The organism is Bacillus sp. 1A (genome assembly GCF_052682215.1).
Window position 1 is genome coordinate 5,172,280 of the sequence record NZ_JBQYLZ010000001.1, and the last position, 19,863, is coordinate 5,192,142.

At 36.7% G+C, this 19,863-nt stretch carries 22 protein-coding genes and 2 riboswitches; of the genes, 2 read left to right on the top strand and 20 right to left on the bottom strand.

Annotated elements, in window-relative coordinates:
• Position 1: 1 nt before the first annotated feature.
• The 5 genes from sat to ACUN0F_RS26445 form a co-directional block, all read right to left on the bottom strand.
• Positions 2 to 1,138, bottom strand: coding sequence for a sulfate adenylyltransferase (gene sat / locus ACUN0F_RS26425; protein ID WP_264461866.1), 1,137 nt, complete (start codon positions 1,136 to 1,138; stop codon positions 2 to 4).
• Between the two features lie 38 nt (positions 1,139 to 1,176).
• Entirely contained in the window at positions 1,177 to 1,881 is a 705-nt protein-coding gene (locus tag ACUN0F_RS26430; RefSeq protein WP_075308704.1) for a phosphoadenylyl-sulfate reductase, read from the bottom strand.
• Positions 1,882 to 1,967: 86 nt separating this feature from the next.
• Complete coding sequence (locus ACUN0F_RS26435; protein WP_000116163.1) at positions 1,968 to 2,111, bottom strand: YezD family protein; 144 nt, start codon at positions 2,109 to 2,111, stop codon at positions 1,968 to 1,970.
• 72 nt (positions 2,112 to 2,183) lie between these two features.
• Positions 2,184 to 2,292, bottom strand: a riboswitch (SAM riboswitch).
• A gap of 117 nt (positions 2,293 to 2,409) precedes the next feature.
• On the bottom strand, positions 2,410 to 3,726 hold the full coding sequence (lysA, locus tag ACUN0F_RS26440) for a diaminopimelate decarboxylase (RefSeq protein ID WP_000280662.1): 1,317 nt from the start codon (positions 3,724 to 3,726) through the stop codon (positions 2,410 to 2,412).
• Positions 3,727 to 3,906: 180 nt separating this feature from the next.
• Positions 3,907 to 4,088: riboswitch (Lysine riboswitch) on the bottom strand.
• A gap of 89 nt (positions 4,089 to 4,177) precedes the next feature.
• Entirely contained in the window at positions 4,178 to 4,573 is a 396-nt protein-coding gene (locus ACUN0F_RS26445; protein ID WP_001228833.1) for a DUF3888 domain-containing protein, read from the bottom strand.
• A 254-nt stretch (positions 4,574 to 4,827) separates the two neighbouring features.
• On the opposite strand from ACUN0F_RS26445, the gene ACUN0F_RS26450 reads away from it, so the two are divergent.
• Positions 4,828 to 6,714, top strand: a complete 1,887-nt coding sequence (locus ACUN0F_RS26450; protein ID WP_046955254.1) for an LTA synthase family protein — start codon at positions 4,828 to 4,830, stop codon at positions 6,712 to 6,714.
• A gap of 182 nt (positions 6,715 to 6,896) precedes the next feature.
• Positions 6,897 to 7,598 (top strand): CDP-diacylglycerol--serine O-phosphatidyltransferase, encoded by a 702-nt coding sequence (gene pssA / locus ACUN0F_RS26455; protein WP_000285422.1) that lies wholly within the window; start codon positions 6,897 to 6,899, stop codon positions 7,596 to 7,598.
• 29 nt (positions 7,599 to 7,627) lie between these two features.
• On the opposite strand, the gene ACUN0F_RS26460 is transcribed toward pssA, so the two are convergent.
• From ACUN0F_RS26460 to leuB, 15 genes are all read right to left on the bottom strand, one after another.
• Positions 7,628 to 8,599 (bottom strand): NAD(P)-dependent oxidoreductase, encoded by a 972-nt coding sequence (locus ACUN0F_RS26460; protein ID WP_445540432.1) that lies wholly within the window; start codon positions 8,597 to 8,599, stop codon positions 7,628 to 7,630.
• A gap of 147 nt (positions 8,600 to 8,746) precedes the next feature.
• Entirely contained in the window at positions 8,747 to 8,914 is a 168-nt protein-coding gene (locus tag ACUN0F_RS26465; RefSeq protein ID WP_060489524.1) for a DUF4025 domain-containing protein, read from the bottom strand.
• 67 nt (positions 8,915 to 8,981) lie between these two features.
• Positions 8,982 to 10,001, bottom strand: a complete 1,020-nt coding sequence (locus tag ACUN0F_RS26470) for a histidinol phosphate phosphatase domain-containing protein (protein ID WP_445540433.1) — start codon at positions 9,999 to 10,001, stop codon at positions 8,982 to 8,984.
• 13 nt (positions 10,002 to 10,014) lie between these two features.
• On the bottom strand, positions 10,015 to 10,338 hold the full coding sequence (gene hisI, locus ACUN0F_RS26475; RefSeq protein ID WP_000426349.1) for a phosphoribosyl-ATP pyrophosphatase: 324 nt from the start codon (positions 10,336 to 10,338) through the stop codon (positions 10,015 to 10,017).
• Positions 10,339 to 10,348: 10 nt separating this feature from the next.
• The gene (gene hisI / locus ACUN0F_RS26480; RefSeq protein ID WP_445540434.1) at positions 10,349 to 10,654 is read right to left on the bottom strand and encodes a phosphoribosyl-AMP cyclohydrolase; all 306 of its coding nucleotides are present in this window, start codon (positions 10,652 to 10,654) and stop codon (positions 10,349 to 10,351) included.
• Positions 10,651 to 11,409: an imidazoleglycerol phosphate synthase cyclase subunit gene (gene hisF / locus ACUN0F_RS26485; protein ID WP_445540435.1), complete on the bottom strand. Its 759-nt coding sequence runs from the start codon at positions 11,407 to 11,409 to the stop codon at positions 10,651 to 10,653. The genes hisI (ACUN0F_RS26480) and hisF overlap by 4 nt, the downstream gene beginning before the upstream one ends.
• Positions 11,403 to 12,122 (bottom strand): 1-(5-phosphoribosyl)-5-[(5-phosphoribosylamino)methylideneamino]imidazole-4-carboxamide isomerase, encoded by a 720-nt coding sequence (gene hisA / locus ACUN0F_RS26490; RefSeq protein WP_445540436.1) that lies wholly within the window; start codon positions 12,120 to 12,122, stop codon positions 11,403 to 11,405. The genes hisF and hisA overlap by 7 nt, the downstream gene beginning before the upstream one ends.
• Positions 12,095 to 12,724, bottom strand: coding sequence for an imidazole glycerol phosphate synthase subunit HisH (gene hisH, locus ACUN0F_RS26495; protein ID WP_445540437.1), 630 nt, complete (start codon positions 12,722 to 12,724; stop codon positions 12,095 to 12,097). Before hisH ends, hisA begins: the two co-directional genes overlap by 28 nt.
• Positions 12,725 to 13,309 carry an imidazoleglycerol-phosphate dehydratase HisB gene (gene hisB / locus ACUN0F_RS26500; RefSeq protein ID WP_001206365.1) on the bottom strand — a complete coding sequence of 195 codons (585 nt, stop codon included), beginning with the start codon at positions 13,307 to 13,309 and terminating at the stop codon, positions 12,725 to 12,727.
• Complete coding sequence (gene hisD, locus ACUN0F_RS26505) at positions 13,309 to 14,598, bottom strand: histidinol dehydrogenase (protein ID WP_445540438.1); 1,290 nt, start codon at positions 14,596 to 14,598, stop codon at positions 13,309 to 13,311. The genes hisB and hisD overlap by 1 nt, the downstream gene beginning before the upstream one ends.
• A gap of 11 nt (positions 14,599 to 14,609) precedes the next feature.
• Positions 14,610 to 15,245 carry an ATP phosphoribosyltransferase gene (gene hisG / locus ACUN0F_RS26510; protein ID WP_001244476.1) on the bottom strand — a complete coding sequence of 212 codons (636 nt, stop codon included), beginning with the start codon at positions 15,243 to 15,245 and terminating at the stop codon, positions 14,610 to 14,612.
• Entirely contained in the window at positions 15,221 to 16,483 is a 1,263-nt protein-coding gene (locus tag ACUN0F_RS26515; protein ID WP_445540439.1) for an ATP phosphoribosyltransferase regulatory subunit, read from the bottom strand. The genes hisG and ACUN0F_RS26515 overlap by 25 nt, the downstream gene beginning before the upstream one ends.
• Positions 16,484 to 16,791: 308 nt before the next feature.
• A complete protein-coding gene (gene leuD, locus ACUN0F_RS26520; protein ID WP_088121706.1) occupies positions 16,792 to 17,373 on the bottom strand; it encodes a 3-isopropylmalate dehydratase small subunit in 582 nt (193 codons plus the stop codon).
• Complete coding sequence (gene leuC, locus ACUN0F_RS26525; RefSeq protein ID WP_088608737.1) at positions 17,351 to 18,745, bottom strand: 3-isopropylmalate dehydratase large subunit; 1,395 nt, start codon at positions 18,743 to 18,745, stop codon at positions 17,351 to 17,353. Before leuC ends, leuD begins: the two co-directional genes overlap by 23 nt.
• Positions 18,745 to 19,809, bottom strand: a complete 1,065-nt coding sequence (gene leuB, locus ACUN0F_RS26530; RefSeq protein WP_445540440.1) for a 3-isopropylmalate dehydrogenase — start codon at positions 19,807 to 19,809, stop codon at positions 18,745 to 18,747. The genes leuC and leuB overlap by 1 nt, the downstream gene beginning before the upstream one ends.
• Positions 19,810 to 19,863: the final 54 nt, after the last annotated feature.

A 19,863-nucleotide genomic window follows, 5' to 3' on the forward strand; every position in this document is an offset into this window, starting at 1 on the left:
CCTATTCTGTTACTACTTCTTTTTTCAAACCTTTAATTAGCACTTCCACTACTTCTTTACGACTAAATGTACTCGGCGGAACCTCACCGTTTCTTAATAGTTCTCTTACTTTCGTACCTGATAAAATGACATGATCCTCTTTTCCGTGTGGGCATGTTTTCGTCGAAGCCATCGCTTCACATTTCGTGCAGTAAAAACTATGTTCAAAAAATAACGGTGTAATTCCTAACTCTTCCACTGTAAAGTTTGTAAAAATTTCTTGTGCTTCATAAGTCCCGTAATAATCTCCTACTCCTGCATGATCGCGCCCTACGATAAAGTGGGTGCATCCAAAATTCTTTCTGACTAATGCATGGAATATCGCTTCCCTCGGTCCTGCGTAACGCATTGCTGCAGGAAATACACCTAAAAAGACACGATCTTTCGGATAATAGTTTTGAAGTAATACTTCATAGCTTTCCATCCTTACATCAGCAGGAATATCGTCCGACTTCGTTTCCCCAACGAGTGGATTTAAAAAGAGACCATCTACAATTTCAAGGGCAGATTTTTGAATGTATTCATGGGCACGATGTACCGGATTTCTCGTTTGAAATCCAACCACTGTTTTCCAACCACGTTTTTTAAATTCTTCTCTCGTTTCAATTGGATCTAAATGATAAGAAGGAAACGGATTACTTTCAAAGCGTTTTGTAAGAATAATGGCTCCCCCGACATAAACGTTCGGTCGTTCATATAATTTTTTCACTCCTGGATGAGCCTCATCCGTCGTTTTATACACAAGTAACGCTTCTTTTTCCTTATCAGGCACAAAAATATCTTCTATTTGAATGACACCATATACATTTTCAGCATTAACAAGTTTTACTTCCTCTCCAGCTTTCAGACTCTCTGCTACTTCTTCTGTTACTGGTAATGTAATCGGTATACTCCATACGCTCCCGTTTGCTAAGCGAAGCGTTTCTACGACCGAATCATAATCTTTCTTTCCTAAAAAACCAGTAAGTGGGCTATATCCCCCTGTCGCTAATAGCTCTAAATCACTTAACGAAATGTTGTCTAGTTCAATTTCTTTTTCGATTTGTGATAAGTCGTAAGTCTCGTCTATACGATTTATTAATTCGTTTCTTGTACTCATTTTCTATTTCCTCTCTTAGCTTTATTTTCAAATTCATCTTATTGGTAATGAAGACCACATTCTGTTTTCACTTTCCCAGACCACCTACCATCTCTCGAATCGCCACCCTCACCTACAGGTAACGTACACTTCTCACACCCAATGCTTGGATATCCAACATCATGTAGCGGGTTATACGGCAAGCTATGTTTGTATACATACCGCCACACTTCTTTCCACGTCCAATGAATGAGTGGACAAACTTTAATAGATTGAAAGCGATGATCTTGATTTATAAACTTTGTATGCTTACGCGTTTCTGATTGTTCCCTCCTTAAACCCGATATCCACGCTTTTTCCGCTGCTAATGATTTTTCTAACGGTAAAATTTTTCTAATTTTACAACAAAGGTTCGGATTACTTTCCCATAATTTCTCACCATGCAACTTCGCTTGTTCATCAAGCGTAAGTTCCGGCTGTTTTTCTATAATATTTAATGAAGGAAATCGTTTCCGCACTTTTTGAATTAATTCATACGTTTCTTGAAAATGAACATTCGTATCTAAAAATACAACTTTAGCAGATGGATTTACTTGGTTTATAAGATGCAGCAATACCATCCCTTCCACTCCGAAGCTACATGCGTATACAATTTCACTTTTATATTCTTTATAAGCCCAACTTAATACTGATAGCGCGCCTTTCGTTTCATCTTCTTCTGAAAATGAAACATTATTTTCTTCCCACGTTTCATACGTCAACATGTTCTTTCCCCCTGTAAAAGCAAAAAGGCGGTTTTAACCTAATATAATAGGTTAAAACCGCCTCTAGTTTTTCTAGTCAGCGCTTTTTACTTTAAACGTACCTTTTCACTTTTCTCTAATTGAATGACTTTCCCATCTTGCACAACAATTGTAATTGAACCATATTTCATATCAGCAAGCATCGCTTGAATTTTCTCAGATACTTCCTCAAAATGTTCCCGTACACTCACGCGAACAGCCCCCCTTTTTATTCATAAAAAAAATCTTTCCCATTTCGAAAAGACTGTTCGGTAATATATTTTACCTTATCTTTCAAAATGGATTCCATTTTGCTGGATTTAGCACCTTGCTTTCTATAAGCAGGTTGCCGAGCTTCGTCGGGCCAGTTCCCTCAGCTTCTCTTGATAAGCTTTGTATTTGTATTTTATCACAATTCTGATTTTTTTCAATCCTAGTTTTCCGATATATTTTAATTATTTTATTTTATAAAAAAGGAATTGCCCATCCGAACAACTCCTTTTTCCTCATTTAAACAAGTTCTTTAATACGTATGCGATCGTTCCCAATAATATTTTCATATGTTTCACGCTCTACAACAATTTGTGATGTGCCGCCCTTCGCGAAGACGACAGCTGGTCTACGAATCCGATTATAATTATTCGCCATCGAGTACCCGTATGCCCCTGTACAAGAAATTGCTAGTAAATCGGCTGAAGCAACTTTCGGTAGAGTGATATCCCAAATTAACATATCTCCACTCTCACAGCACTTCCCAGCAATCGAAACAAGTTCCTCATTCTCATCATTCCCTCGATTCGCTAACATCGCTTCATAACGAGCGTTATATAAAGCAGGTCTTAAATTATCAGTCATCCCACCATCCACTGATACATATTTCCGAATACCAGGAATGTCTTTCACAGATCCGACTGTATAAATTGTCGTTCCAGCATCCCCTACAATACTACGGCCTGGTTCAACCCATATTTCTGGCAAGGGATAATTACATACCGTAAATTGTTCCCTCACCGCACTTGTTACAGCTCGCACATATGTCTCAAGAGTTAATGGTGTATCTGACTCTGTGTAGCGTATTCCGAATCCTCCGCCTACATTTAGCACTTTTACTACATAGTTTGTTCGCTCTCTCACTTGTTCTAAAAATTGACGAAGAACTTCAATCGCTCGCACAAAGCCGGCCGTTTCAAATATTTGTGATCCGATATGTGAATGAATCCCTAACACGTTATAATTTGATTTTTGTAAAGCAATCTCAATCACTTGCATCGCTTGACCATTTGACACGCCAAATCCAAATTTCGAATCATCTTGGCCTGTTGTAATATATTCATGTGTGTGCGCCTCTACTCCGGGCGTTACACGAATTAATATGTTCACAAATTTCCCATGTTGCACTGCTAAATCATGCAAAATTTCTAATTCCAAGAAATTATCTACGACAAAACAACCAATATTTGCCTGAAGAGCCATCACAATTTCTTCTTCTGTTTTATTATTTCCGTGAAAATGAATGCGTGATGCCGGAAATCCTGCTTGCAGCGCAGTATATAATTCTCCTCCAGAAACAACATCTAATGACATATTCTCTTCACGAGCCACTCGGCACATCTCCATGCACAAGAACGCCTTGCTTGCATATGCTACTTGATAAGAGAAACCACTTTCTTTAAACGCACGATGAAACGCGCGGCACTTTCCTCGAATTGACTCTTCATCGTATACATAAAGTGGTGTTCCGTATTGTTTTGCTAGCTGCGTCGTATCGCACCCTCCAATTTCTAAGTGTCCTTGCCCATTGATTCGGCTTGTGCCGTGTAAATACATTTGAATTCCTCCCTTATTTCCTCTAAAACTCATAACCCCAATCTTCTATTCATTGCAGCACGCTTTTAGATAGACAAAAAACGCGCGGAACAATGTTCACACGCGTTTCTTATTAGGAAAAATATATATTGAAAAAATAAACGAGTTGTTATCTCCTCAAAATAAGAAACCGCATCAACATCTCCAAATAGCTCTCCATAAAAGAAATATTATGACAGTACTACATTTATTCAATGTAGTCCCAATATATGAATAAGATGGTTATTCTTATATTTCGGCAATAGTCCCTTTCAACCTATGATCACAGATTCCATTAAATCTCCCATAGCTTACTCTTTCCTATCGCGGCCTCTACCTTTGAGAGTAGATGAGGTAAGTCTATTTAATTTTCAAACATCTAATTGTTGCTATTAACAATACCAAAGGACCATTTTATTTGTCAAACAATTTTTTATATTGTTTTTTTACAGTTTAATTTCGTATCATTTGGTAAGCGCTTTACTGAAATCTTTGACACTTCCCATTCCCCTTCTTCATTATTAAATGTAATCGTTACCTTCTCAAATGGTGGAGCAATTTTCCCAGCAACTCGTTCATACTTCGTTACTTCAATACTTGCTTGAAATAAATATGTACCGCTATACACTTTTTTTAAACTAATAATTTTAGGACATTGATAAGGCTTCAAGCTCCCATATTGTTTTTCAATTGCTTTATTTATTTTCGGAAATAAAACAGAATAAAGGGCATCTTCCATAAGAGGTGCATCATATTGGGCTACCGACACACTCGGTGAAGCAAAAAGTATAACACTACTGCATACTATAAAATATAATAATTTTCGCATTATAACCTCCGTATTATTACACGATTCTTTCTGCGCACGATAATTATCATACATAGAAACTCCGTTTTATTGTCTCCCACTGCCCTTTTTCTACTCAATTATTATAAAAAAGCCCACAACTCTCTTTTATTTTCGTATAATGATACTCATAGTATAATAAACATAATAACAAAGGACTGTTCGTATATATAAAATGAGGTGCTAACCAAACCGGCTCACAAGAACTGTCATGCTTTTTAGGAGAGGAGTATATTATGCTACAACGTCTGTTTCCAAAACTGCGATTTGCACTCGTTGCAGTCGTTTTATTATGGATAAAAACATATATTGTGTACAAGCTAGCATTTGATATTAAAATTGATAACTTCTTTGAAGAATTTATGCTTTTTATTAATCCACTAGCTGCGTTACTTTTATTTTTCGGTTTTGCTTTACTTGCATCTAAACACCGAAACCGCATTATAGTTGGAATCAGTTTTATACTGTCCTTTATTTTATTTGGAAATGCAATGTTTTATGGGTTTTATAACGATTTCGTTACGTTCCCAGTTTTATTTCAAACAAATAATATGGCTGATTTAGGGACAAGTATAAAAGAACTCTTTACGTACAAAACATTACTTTTATTTGCAGATGCAATTATTTTAATGTTTCTTTCACGTAAATTCCCAGCATTTTGCGACAAGACGCCACTTTCTCGCTCTGAGAAGCGAACTTTCTTTAGCGGTGTAACAGCTCTATTAGCATTACAAATTGTCGTTTCAGTTATTTATAAACCACAAATGTTCTCACGCTCATTTGATCGTCAAACTGTCGTGAAAAATTTAGGTTTATACACATATCATCTATTTGATATTACACTTCAATCTAAATCTTCGGCTGAACGTGTATTTGCAAGTGGTGACGGGTTCTCTGAAATTAAAAACTATACAGACTCAAAAGATAAGCAAGTTGATAAAAACTTATTTGGAGCTGCAAAAGGTAAAAATGTAATTTTGATTTCAATGGAATCTACACAAAGTTTTGTTATTAATAAAAAAATAAATGGAAAAGAAATCACTCCATTTTTAAATGAATTTATTAAAGATAGTTTTTATTTCGATAACTTCTATCATCAAACGGGACAAGGTAAAACTTCTGATGCTGAATTTATCGTTGAAAATTCACTTTATCCGCTAGACCGCGGTTCTGTATTCTTTACTCACGCAACAAATGAATATACAGCTACACCAGAACAATTAAAAAAATACGGATATTCTTCTGCTGTCTTCCATTCAAACGATAAAACGTTTTGGAATCGTGATGTAATGTATCCTGCACTTGGATATGATCGTTACTTTAATTTAAATGATTACGTAGGCACAGAACAAATGTCTGTCGGTTGGGGATTAAAAGATAAAGGATTCTTTGAACAATCAATTCCAAAGCTAAAATCTTTACCACAACCGTTCTATACAAAATTTATTACTTTAACAAATCATTTTCCATTTCTTCTAAATCCAGAAGATCAATATGTTGATGAGTTTAATTCGGAAAGTGGTGTTGTAAACCGCTACTTCCCAACCGTTCGTTACACGGATGAAGCTCTTAAACTATTTATTAAACAATTAAAAGAGGAAGGACTGTATGATAATTCCGTTATTGTCATTTATGGAGATCATTACGGTATTTCTGAAAACCATAATGCAGCTATGGCTCAGTTCCTTGGGAAAGACGCTATTACACCGTTTGATTCTATGCAATTACAACGCGTCCCTCTCATTATTCATGTACCTGGTCAAGAAGGAAAAGTCATTTCTAAAGTATCTGGTCAAATTGATATTAAACCAACGCTACTTCATTTACTTGGTATTAAAACAAATCAATCAGTTGAATTTGGAACTGACCTATTTATTAAAGAAGAAGATCCACTTATGGTAATGCGTGATGGTAGCTTCGTTTCGGAAAACTATGTTTATACAAAAAACATGTGCTATAAACGAAATACAGGTGAAGAAGCGGACATTTCATTATGTCAACCAAATATTGAAAAAGCAAAAACTGAATTGAAACTCTCCGACAAACTCATTTATGGAGACTTATTACGTTTCGACCCTAACAATCGTTATAAAACCGGAACAATGACAACGAAATTTGAATAGCGCCAGAAGCAACTTTTATAAAAGTTGCTTCTTTTTTTACTTATTTTTCAAATCATTCCGCTATGAAATCTTTCACAAATTGGGAATTTTTTTCGTATGAGGAAGAAATTTATGGTATGATAAAATAAGTAAAATTTCATAAACTAATTAAGAATTTATTACAGAAAGCAAGGGATCAGATTTTGTATAGAGCAGCTATTCCAAACTTATTTACGCTCGGAAATTTATATAGTGGATTCTTGTCAATCGGCTATGCATCTTTAGGATATTATAAATCAGCTGCTATTTTAGTACTTATCGGGATGATGTTAGATAGTCTTGATGGGCGTGTTGCTCGTTTATTACGTGTTGATTCACAAATGGGAAAAGAGCTTGACTCGCTGGCGGATGTCGTAACATTTGGTGCAGCACCTGCTGTTCTCATGTATTACACATCTTTCTCCAATTACGGAATCATCGGACTATACATAGCGGGACTATTCCCTCTTTTCGGAGCATACCGTTTAGCACGATTTAATGTAACACCATCTTCTACTTCAATGAAATATTTCACTGGGGTACCGATTACAGCAGCGGGAGGGCTTGTTGCTTTCTTAACATTATTTTCACATACCATTCCAAAAATCGTTCTTATTACAGTATTTGTAACGTTCGCATTTTTAATGGTGAGCCGCATTCGTATCCCAAGTTTAAAAGATGTACCAATTCCACGATATAGCATCATTATTACACTATTTCTAGTCGGAATCATTATCACAATGTACCAAACAGGGTTCGGTAATTTTTCTGTTTTCTTATTCATTGCTATTCCACTATATATTTTGTATATGCTATCTCAATTTCTTAGACAAAGACCATCTAAAAGAGCAAATAAAGAAAAATAAGAAACCTTCCGATTCCGGAAGGTTTCTTTTTATTTTGTAACTACTACTTTTTGATTTACAGGTGTTACAGGCTCTTCACCGTTTAATACGGCTAAAATATTTCTTACTGCCATTTCAGCCATCGCATCACGAGTTTCGAATGTTGCATTTCCTACGTGAGGAGCAAGTACTACATTCTTTAATCCTTTTAGCTCTTCTGTAATTTTCGGTTCAAATTCAAACACGTCAAGAGCTGCTCCTTCAATTTCATTCGTTTTTAATGCATGAGCAAGTGCCGCTTCATTCATAATTGGTCCACGTGAAGCATTTACAATATACGCTGTTTTCTTCATCATTTTAAACTGTTCATCATCAATCATATGATGCAATTTCGGATTATAAGCACAGTTAATTGTAATAAAGTCTGCTGTTTGTAATAATTCTTCCAATGTTACATATGTTGCTTCCAGTTCACTTTCAGCTTCAGGCTTTCGATTTGGACCTGTATATAAAACATTCATTCCAAACGCTTTCGCACGCTTTGCAACTGCCTTTCCGATTTCTCCAAGGCCAATAATTCCAATTGTTTTACCATGTACTTCACGGCCTAAGAAAAATAATGGCGCCCATCCATTAAATCCAGTTGTACGACATAATGTATCGCCTTCAGGAATTCTACGTGCAGCTGCTAAAAGAAGTGCAAATGTTAATTCTGCTGTCGCTTCAGTTGATACTTTCGGTGTATTCGTTACCGCAATCCCTTTTTCTCCGGCATACGAGTAATCAATATTATCGTAACCAGCACCGTAGTTTGCAACAATCTTCAAATTAGGTGCCGCATCAATAACTTCTTTTGTCACCTTTGTAGAAAGTAGACTTAACAATGCATCTTTATCTTTTACACGATCTGTTAATTCATCTAAAGAAATTAACGCATCTTTATCGTACATTTCTACATCATGATCCTTTAATAGTTCTAATCCGATTGCTGGAATTTTCCCTGCTACTAATATTTTTACCACTACTAACACCTCTTCTATAAAAAATAAGATATCTCTTATCTTTCATTGTAAGAAATCCACCTATAAAAACCAAGGAATTTGATCATAGTTTTGAAAATCGACATTTTTTACCCATAAGAAAAGAGGAGATTCATCTCTCCCCTTTTCTTACGCTTTCTCTTGCGATTCTTGTCCAAGCTTTACATCGATCGTTCCTTCTGCAACTGTATCGCTAATTTGTTCCTCAATAACTGATTGAGATGTAGCATTCGTTTCAGAAGTATAAGCTTGTTGCTGTGCATCTTGTACATTTTGTTTATTTTGCTGTTTCGCCATTTCTTACCCTCCTTTTTATTCTTTCTTATTTTGAACAAAAAGGGTGGTTTTCATCAAAAAATCGTGATCATTTTGAAATTGTTACTTCTTCTTCCAGTAATCTCATCGTTCTTACTCGTTTCGTAAATGTAGCTACGTGAGAAATATCATGATTACGTAACGTCTTTATATTCTCTGCCACATATTTTCCTAAATCATTCGGATAATGAGCATCTGAGGAGAGAGTAACCGGAACGCCATGCTTAGCTAGTACTTGTAAATATAGCGGACTCGGACACATTTCGCGCACAGGATAGCGATAGTATAATCCCGCATTTATTTCCGTTGCCGTATTTGTTTCTACTAACGCACGCGCAATTTCCTTATAATAAGAAAGTTGTTCATTTTCATCTAACCGATAATTAAATACTTTTATGTTATCAAGATGAGCTATAATATCAAATAAATTAGAGCGAACTGCACACTCAACCGTTTTGAAAAACGTATCATATAAAGCATATAAGTCATGTTCCTTAAAATATTCTTTCGTATCTGGATTATCAAATCCCCATCCATTAAAAAAATGAACAGAACCAATTACATAATCAAAATCTCCTAATGCGAGTAAAGATTGTAATTCTTGTTCACCACCAATAAAATAATCCGCTTCAATTCCAAGTTTTAGCGTCACGCCTCGTTTACTCCATCGTTCTTTCGCCTCTTCAATTGCCTTTGTAAAATCATGCAGTGACGTTACCCTTACTTGGTCTAACCATCCCTTCTGTAAACGACCAAGCCCTGAATCACTTATATCGACATATCTTTCATAGTATTCTTTCGCTTCATAAAAACGGTATAAATGATCGACAATACCAACTTCTTTTATACCTTTTCGCAAAGCTTCTTCTAAATATAAATCAATCCATTTCGTTGTAAATGGCCCTTCTTTCACACGTCTTTGCAGGCGTTCTTGTGTTTTCACAAGCCATTCCATAGAATGTTTTTCTTCTGTAAGTGGTTCATAATGTTGTAACACTTCATTTATTTTAGCTAGCCATCCTATTGAATATGGCCCTTCTTCTAAATGAATGTGATAATCCACCTTCATCTACATTTCCCCCTTATAACGTATCTATTTCACTTCTGTCCCCTACTCGCGAAAGCTTCCCATTTCTTTCTGTCACTTCCTCCATAACATCTTCTAATGATATATTTTTTTCAGCTAATAAAACAAAGCAGTGATACAATACATCAACCATTTCTTTCACTAATTCTTCTTTGTCATTATTTTTAGATGCGATAATTACTTCCGTGCATTCTTCACCAATTTTCTTTAAAATTTTATCTTCTCCTTTTGAAAATAAATAATTTGTATACGATTCAGGAAGTGGATTTCCCTTTCGTTCTTCAATTGTTTCAAATAGTAATTTAAAGGCATTTTCCATATGTATCCCCCTATATAATTTGGTAGTGAAAACATGTTTTCTCTCCTGTATGACAAGCAGGTCCCACTTGCTTTACGACAACAATAATTGCATCTTGATCACAATCTAAATAAAGAGATTGCACATATTGGACATTTCCTGATGTTTCTCCTTTATTCCATAACGATTGTCTTGAACGAGAATAAAACCATGTTCTTTTCGTTTCTAGCGTTTTTTCATATGCTCCTTCATTCATATAAGCTAGCATTAAAACTTCTTTTGTCCCTTCTTCAATTACAACTGCTGGTAATAATCCTTTTGAAAAGTTAGGTTTCATAACCGCACCTCAACATTTGCATTTCTTAATTTTCTCTTTACGTCCTGCACTGTCGCCTCACCATAATGAAAGATGGATGCCGCAAGTGCTGCATCAACTGTTGTCTTTTGAAAAACTTCTATAATGTGATCAACGTGACCACATCCGCCTGACGCGATGACTGGTACGGAAACGCTTTTTGAAATTTCTTCTGTTAAACGAAAATCATACCCGTTTTTCGTTCCATCTGCATCCATACTCGTTAACAAAATTTCGCCTGCCCCTAGCTCGGCAACGCGTTTTGCCCACCCGATTGCATCCATACCCGTATCAACTCTTCCGCCGTTCACATAAACATTCCACTTTTCTTCTGCTACTTTTCTAGCATCAATTGCTACGACAATACATTGTGAGCCAAAGTGTTCTGCCCCTTCTTCAATTAGCTTTGGATTTCGCACTGCCGCTGAGTTGATTGAAACTTTATCCGCTCCAGCTCTTAGTAAATTGTACATATCTTTAACACTTGAAATCCCCCCGCCAACTGTAAGAGGAATAAATACTTTCGAAGCTGTTTTTTCTACAACATCTATAATTGTTTTTCGTCCTTCATGCGTTGCTGTAATATCTAAAAATACAATCTCATCTGCTCCCGCTTCATTATATAAAGCGGCTATTTCAACAGGATCACCGACGTCTTGTAACCCTATAAAATTTACACCCTTTACGACTCGGCCCTCTTTCACATCTAGACATGGAATAATGCGTTTCGCTAACATAACTTTGTTACCTCTAACACTTCTTCTAAATCAATCGTTTTCTCATAAAGAGCCTTACCAATTATGACGCCGTATATATTCATATCATTTAATTTTTTCACATCTTGAATAGATGCCACTCCTCCAGAAGCAATAAGACGAATGCTCACACTTTTTTGTAGTAACTCCAATTGCTCTAAATTCGGTCCTGCAAGTGTCCCGTCTTTCGAAATGTCTGTAAACACAATCGTTTGAACACCTACATTCTCCATTTGCTTTGCTAAATAAATGTAAGAAATTTCAGACACATCAAGCCAGCCTCTCGTTGCTACGAAACCATTTTTCGCATCAATTCCAACAATGATTTTCTCTTTATATAGAAGAACTGCTTCTTCTAAAAATTCCTTATCATAAAGAGCAGCTGTTCCTAAAATCACTTTATCTACACCTACTGACAATAACTTCTCTACCGCTACAAGTGATCGAATTCCTCCTCCAACTTGCACAGGAATACGTACTGCCTTGCAAATTCTTTCAATAACGAGCAAATTTACTGACTCGCCAGCAATTGCGCCATCTAAATCAACAATGTGCAACTTTTTCGCTCCCAATTTTTCGAATATAATCGCTTGCGCAACCGGATCTTCATTCATTACTGTTTCTTTACTAAACTCTCCTTGATAAAGTCTAACACATCGACCCTCTTTTACATCGATAGCTGGGAAGATTTCCATGCTTCTACCACCCCTTTGAAATTTTTTAACATTTGCATCCCAATGTCACCACTTTTTTCAGGATGAAACTGTGCGCCGTATATATTTCCTTTTGCTACAAAACCAGGTACTTTCACTCCATATTCACTTATTCCATACACAATTTCATTTGGACAATCTGCATAATAAGAGTGAACATAATATACGAAAGAACCGTCCTCTACTCCATTCCAAAGTGCTATTTCTCCCTCTTTCTTTAACTCATTCCATCCCATATGTGGAATTTTATAAGGAACCTTTAACTTTCGAATAACACCTGGCAATAAACTTAATCCGTTACAGTCTTGTAGTTCCTCACTTTTTTCAAATAAAAGCTGCATCCCTAGGCAAATGCCCAGAAGCGGTTTTCCTGAACGCCCGACTTCTTTTAACACACGCACTAAATTTTTTTCTTCCAATACATCCATCGCTTTCGGAAATGTACCTACTCCTGGTAAGATCACTCCATCACTTCTAAAAATCTTTTCTTTATCACCTGTTACGATGTACTCTGCTCCAATATATTGTAATGCTTGTTCCACACTGCGAATATTTCCCATTCCATAATCTATAATAACAATCAATTACAACATCCCTTTCGTGGAATTTACACCAGTAATGCTGGCATTTCTTTCGACTGCTTCTCTAAGCGCTCTACCAAACGCTTTAAATAATGCTTCAACTTTGTGATGTGTATTGCTTCCGTATAAAATGCGAGCGTGTAATGTAATATTGGCAGCATGAGCAACTGCTCTAAAAAATTCTTCTGTTAGTTCTGTATCAAAATCCCCTAGCTTCGGATTCGTTAATTCTCCTTGAAATACAATATATGAGCGCCCGCTAATATCAATTGCGACAAAACCTAAAGATTCATCCATCGGTACATATGCGGAGCCATAACGGTTAATCCCCTCTTTATTTTGCAATGCTTCTTTCAAACAATTTCCGAGTACAATTCCAACATCTTCAACTGTATGATGCGCATCAACGAATACATCGCCTTCCGCCTCCACTTGTAAACCGAATCTTCCATGCCTTGCAAATAAAGTTAGCATATGATCAAAAAATCCAACTCCCGTTTGTACAGAAACGTTCTTGCCTTCATCAAGCTGCAAACTTAATTTGATTTTTGTTTCTGTCGTCTCACGTATTTGACTGCACTCACGCATTATTCTTCCTCCTCAAATCTTATTTGAATTGCTCTCGCATGCGCATGTAACCCTTCTTTATTGGCAAGTTCTACAATATGATGTTGTACATCTCTTAACGCTTCCTCCGTATAAGACAGAAAGCTTGATTTTTTCACGAAATCATCGACTGATAACGGTGAGAAAAACCTTGCCGTTCCACTTGTCGGTAACACGTGATTCGGTCCTGCTAAATAATCACCGAGCGGCTCCGGTGCATATGGACCAAGAAAGATAGATCCTGCATGTTTCACATAAGCTAGAGCATTCATCGGTTCTTTTATATGTAACTCTAAATGTTCTGGAGCGATTTCATTCGATAATTGTAGCGCCTCATCTAAAGAAGGAACGATAAAGATAGCTCCATTTCTATTTATCGATTCACGTGCAATTTCGCTTCTTGGTAATGTTTTTAACTGTCTTTCTATCTCTCTTTCTACTTCTTTTGCTAACTCTATATTCGTTGTAATACAAATTGTTGTTGCTCTCTCGTCATGTTCTGCTTGTGATAATAAATCAGCAGCGATATATTTTGCATTACCGGTTTCATCAGCAATAACTACAATTTCTGACGGTCCAGCAATCATATCGATATTTACTATTCCGTATACTTCTCGTTTCGCCAGAGCGACGTACAAATTTCCTGGTCCAACTATTTTATCCACTTTTGGAATCGATTCCGTCCCATATGCTAAAGCAGCAATTGCTTGCGCACCACCTATCGTATAAATTTCATCTACCCCTGCAAGGCTTGCAGCAACTAAAATATGTGGATCAATCCCCCCTTGCCTTGGTGGTGTTACCATTACAATCTTTTTCACACCAGCGAGTTTTGCTGGCAATACATTCATTAATACTGACGAAGGATACGAAGCAGTTCCGCCCGGCACATATACCCCTATATTTTCTAACGGCCGAATGATTTGCCCTCTAATAATGCCTTCACTCGTGCAATCGAATATGGATTGCCTTTTTTGCTTTTCGTGATAAGAAATAATGTTTTTCTTCGCCTCTTGTAACGCTTCTAAAAATGAATTCTCTACAAACATACCCGCTCGTTTTATTTCTTCCTCACTTACACGAAACTCTTTAATCTCCACACCATCAAACTTTTTTGTATAAAAAGATAGAGCCTCATCCGTACTCTTCCTTACCTTTCGAACGATTTCGCTTACACTTCTTTGAACAGTTTCTTCTATTATATTAGCGTTTTCTCGTAGCAATTTTATTTTCGATAACGCCTTTTGAAAATCTTCAAAAACTATCTCCATTACAAGTCCCCCTATTTTCCTGACAAAATTTCTTGCTCCATCATATTTACAATACTGAATATTTCGTCTTTTTTAGTTTTTAATGCAGCCTTATTTACAATCATTCGAGCAGATATAGAACACATTTCCTCAAATACAATGAGCCCATTTTCTTGTAATGTTTTTCCTGTTTCCACAATATCAACAATCGCATCTGCCAATCCAAGAATAGGAGCGATTTCTACAGAACCTTCTATTTTTATAATTTCTACATCCTCCCCTTTATCATGAAAATAGTTAGAAGTAATATGTGGATATTTCGTCGCAATGCGTTTCTTCCGGTAGCTCTTCGGATTATAAGTAGGAATAGAAGCAACACAAAACTTACACACACCTACTCCTAAATCTAACATTTCATAAATATCTTTCTCGTTTTCCATTAAAATATCTTTTCCAACGACCCCAATATCAGCTACTCCATGTTCTACATAAGTAGCAACATCTACTGCTTTCACTAAAATAAATGAGATATCTGTATTTTTACTTTGAAAGACAAGCTTTCGTCCTTTATTTTTGAGCTCCGAACAATCAATTCCAATCTGCTCAAAGAGCGGAATCACATGTTTTTCTAATCTTCCTTTCGTTAACGCAATTTGAATGTTACGCATGAATTTTCTCCTTCTTTCTTGACTACCCATTTCTCTTTCCATACATATTCCACTAATGATTCGTTCTTCGCCTCAACGACCGTTACTATTTGATTTTTTCTTGCAAATTGAAAGGTGTCTTTTACATTAGAGAATAAGGATAGCTCTACTTTTTTCCCGTCCTTTTGAAGTGAATTTCGTAATCTTTCCGCTTCTGCTAATCTATTTAACTCATAATGAATAATAATATCTATTCCCTTTCGTTCATATGGTTCTTGTTGCTCTTGCAGCGCCTTCACAATTTGATTGACTTGCACCGCGAGTCCAACAGCTGGCAGCATCTCTCCAAAATTTCCAATTAACTCATCATATCTTCCGCCACTAACAATTTCTTCTCCTATTTCATATATATACCCTTTGAAAATAACTCCCGTATAGTAATCTAAATGTTGGATCATACCTAAATCAATTGATATGTAAGATCCATAGCCTAGTTTTTCAATTGCTTCATATATTTCTTTCACTCTTGCAATCGCCATTTTCATTTCATTACTTGAGGCGAGTTTTTCTGCTTCCTCAATCACTTCTAAGTTCCCAAATAGCCTTGGTAACTTCTCAAGTAATCTTACTGTTTCATCACATCGATCTAATTTCTTTTCTCTAATAAAATTTGATAGAGCCGCATAATTTTTACTTTCAATGTATGTCCTAAGTACTCTCTCTTCTTCCTCATGAATGGAGAGTTTTTTTACAATACATTTATATAATTGCACTTGCCCAATCTCTATTGTAAAAGATTGTACCTTCACCTTTTGAAGTGATTGAATGACGCTTATGACGCATTCAATTTCAGCTCTTACATTATCAATACCTATAATTTCAATACCACTTTGTACAATTTCATTATATTTTCCAGTAAGGGACTCATTCGCCCGAAATACATTCCCGCCATACGTCAGTTTAAGCGGCGTATCCCACCTCTGCGTTCCCATCACTCTCGCTAAAGGAATTGTCATATCTGGACGTAACACGATAATCCGTCCCTTTTCATCAAAAAATTTATACATCTTTTCTTCATCTATCGGTCTATTTTGAAAGGCAAAAACATCATAAAATTCAATTGTAGGTGTCCTTATTTCCTCATAACCTCGCCCTAAAAAAGTACGTCTTAATTTTTGCTCCACCTCTTCAATTAACGTACATTCTTCGAATAAATAGTCTCTCGTTCCATTTGGGTTTGCCCGTTTCCATTTTGTCATCTAAATTCTCACACCTTTCCCTTTCTAATGTATGCCCATTTCATTCACCTAAACCGAAAATAAAAAGAGCCTTGTAGACAAAATACCTACAAGGCTCTTTAGTAGAGTGTAGGTACAACGGGAATAACCCTTGTGCCTACACGTTTTCACGCTAGGTTCAAGGGCTTTATGTATGATGATGTAGTTGTGTAAGCATTTTAATAGATTGCATGATATTCATAATACTTACTCCCTTTCTCCTCTGATTTTTACATAGTATATAATACTTAATTCTGAATGTAAATACTTTTTGAACATTCCGTTATTTCTTAATATAAAGCTACTTTCCTTTCATACTCTACAATTTCTTGTTCATATTTCATCGTAATACTAATTTCGTCTAGACCATTTAATAATTTCTCTTTCCACATTTTCTCGATTGTAAAATAAAATCTGTGCGTACTTGTTGTAATTACCTCATTCTCTAAATCTACTTCTATTTGTTCTCTCGCATCCGTTTTGGCAAGTTGTTCTCGCATTTCTTTATCCATTACAATTGGTAACATACCATTTTTCATACAATTCATATAAAAAATATCTGCAAACCCGCCGGCGATAATAACGCGAAAACCATAATCAGCAAGCGCCCACGGAGCATGTTCTCTTGAAGAACCACAACCAAAATTATCACCTGTAATTAATATACTTGCTCCTTTTCTATTTTGTGCATTAAGCGGAAAATTAGGGTTTTCATGGCGGTTATTATCATAACGCCATTCATCGAATAAATATTTTCCAAATCCCGTCCTTTCAATTCTCTTTAAGTATTGCTTCGGAATAATTTGATCTGTATCAATGTTATTATTCATCAGTACTGCAGCAGTACCTTTATGAATACGAAATGGCTCCATCATAACTCTCCTTTCTAGTATCAACAAAATGACCGTATAACGCAGCTGCTGCCGCCATTGCTGGGCTAACTAAATGTGTTCGTGCCCCTTTTCCTTGTCTTCCTTCAAAATTACGATTTGAAGTCGAAGCACAATGTTCTCCTTCAGGTACTTGATCTGGATTCATTCCAAGACACATTGAACATCCAGGTTCTCTCCATTCAAATCCAGCTTCTTCAAATATGTGATGTAGCCCTTTTTGCATCGCAGCTTCTCTTACTCTTTTCGATCCAGGCACAACGAGCGCTCGCACACCTTCTTTTACCTTTCTCCCTTTCACAACAGATGCAGCAATTTCTAAATCAGAAAGCCTGGAATTTGTACAAGATCCAATGAAAACATGCTGAACAGGAATGTCATACGTGCTTTGTCCAGGGCTTAATCCCATATAAGAAAATGCTCTTTCGTCATTTGCATCCTGCTTTTCTGGCAATTTTTCATCAATACGAACACCCATACTCGGGTTTGTTCCCCATGTAACGTACGGTGCTAAATCCGTCACATCTATCGAAATATGCAAATCATAAATTGCATCTGAATCTGTATAAAGTTCAGACCATTTCTTCTCGAATGTTTCAAAGTCTTTCGGTGCATATTTACGTCCTTTTACATAAGCAAATGTTTTTTCATCTGGTGCTATAATACCAGCCTTTGCTCCTCCTTCAATTGCCATATTACAAAGCGTCATTCTCTCTTCCATCTCCATAGCCTCAATCGTATCTCCGTAAAATTCCATTACATATCCAGTTCCAACTGCTACACCGTACTTTGAAAGGAAATGCAAAATAATATCTTTTGCGTAAACACCTTTCTGTAATTTTCCTTTTAACTCAATACCCATCGCTTTCGGCTTTCGTTGCCATAACGTTTGCGTTGCCAATACATGCTCCACTTCACTCGTACCAATGCCAAATGCTAGTGCGCCAAACGCACCATGCGTTGCTGTATGACTATCACCACAAACAATTGTTTTTCCTGGTTGTGTAAGTCCAAGTTCTGGTCCAATAACATGAACAATCCCTTGCTCTTCATCCCCGATATCCGCTAACGGCACCTGAAATTGTTTACAATTTTCCCGGAGTGTATCCAGTTGCTGCTTCGCAATGCGATCGGTAATATTCCAAACATCTTTCGTTGGAATATTATGATCCATCGTTGCGAATGTTAAATCAGATCTGCGAACCGTTCGATTTGTAAGCCGCAAGCCTTCAAAGGCTTGCGGTGACGTTACTTCATGAACAAGATGAAGATCAATATATAATAAATCTAATCCATTTTCGTTTGTCGTAACTACGTGTCTTTCCCAAAGTTTATCTAGCAACCTTTTTCCCATTATCTCCCTCTCCCTACTAACGCTTGCTCTTCCATCTCTTGTATAACTGCCTTCGTAAATGAAGTTGTCGTCTCATCTCCTCCGATATCTGCTGTACATTTTCCTAATTTAAGAACTGCTGAAATTGCTTCTTCAATTGCACACCCTTCTCTCGTTAATCCGAACGATTGCCCAAGCATCATTGCAACAGAGCGCATCATTGCAATTGGATTCGCCTTATTTTTCCCGGCAATATCCGGTGCTGATCCGTGAATAGGCTCGTATAATGAAGGCCCCTTTTCCGCGTGACTTGCTGATGGAAGCATTCCTAATGATCCCGCTAATACTGAAGCCTCGTCACTCAAAATATCCCCAAATAAATTTTCCGTTACAATTACATCAAACCGTCCTGGATTCCGAATTAACTCCATCGCAGCTGCATCTACTAAAATATGTTCTAGTTCAACGTCTGGATAACGAAGTGCTACTTCGTCCGTAACAGTTCTCCATAGTTTACTAGATTCTAAAACATTCGCCTTATCAATAGATGTTACTTTCTTCTTCCGCTTACTCGCTAATTGAAAGGCATAAGAAACGATCCGTTCAATTTCATGACGATGATACGTAAGTGTATCTGTTGCTACTTCGTCCGTTCGTTCTTTCGGATAAGAAAAATAAATTCCGCCTGTTAATTCACGAACGACAACGAAATCAATTTCATCAGCTTTTTTTAATGGCGATAAATGTGCCGTTGCGCTTTCTATCGTTACAGGGCGAACATTTGCAAATACTCCAAGTCCTTTTCTTAGAGCTAATAATCCTTTCTCCGGTCTTTCTTTCGCGCTATCCCACCTTGGTCCACCAACCGCTCCAAGTAAAACCGCATCACTTGCTAAACAAGCGGCAAGCGTTCGTTGTGGTAATGGTTGCCCATTTAAATCGATAGCACTCCCGCCAAAATACTCATCTTGCAAATGAAAATGATGCCCATATAACCTCTCTACCATATGCAATACTTCCTTCGCACTTTCCATAACTTCCGGGCCAACACCATCACCAGCTAAACAAACGATACGTTTTTCCAATTTCAACACTCCTTTTAACTGAATTTTCAGAACTTTATTTTGATAGGTGAGGAA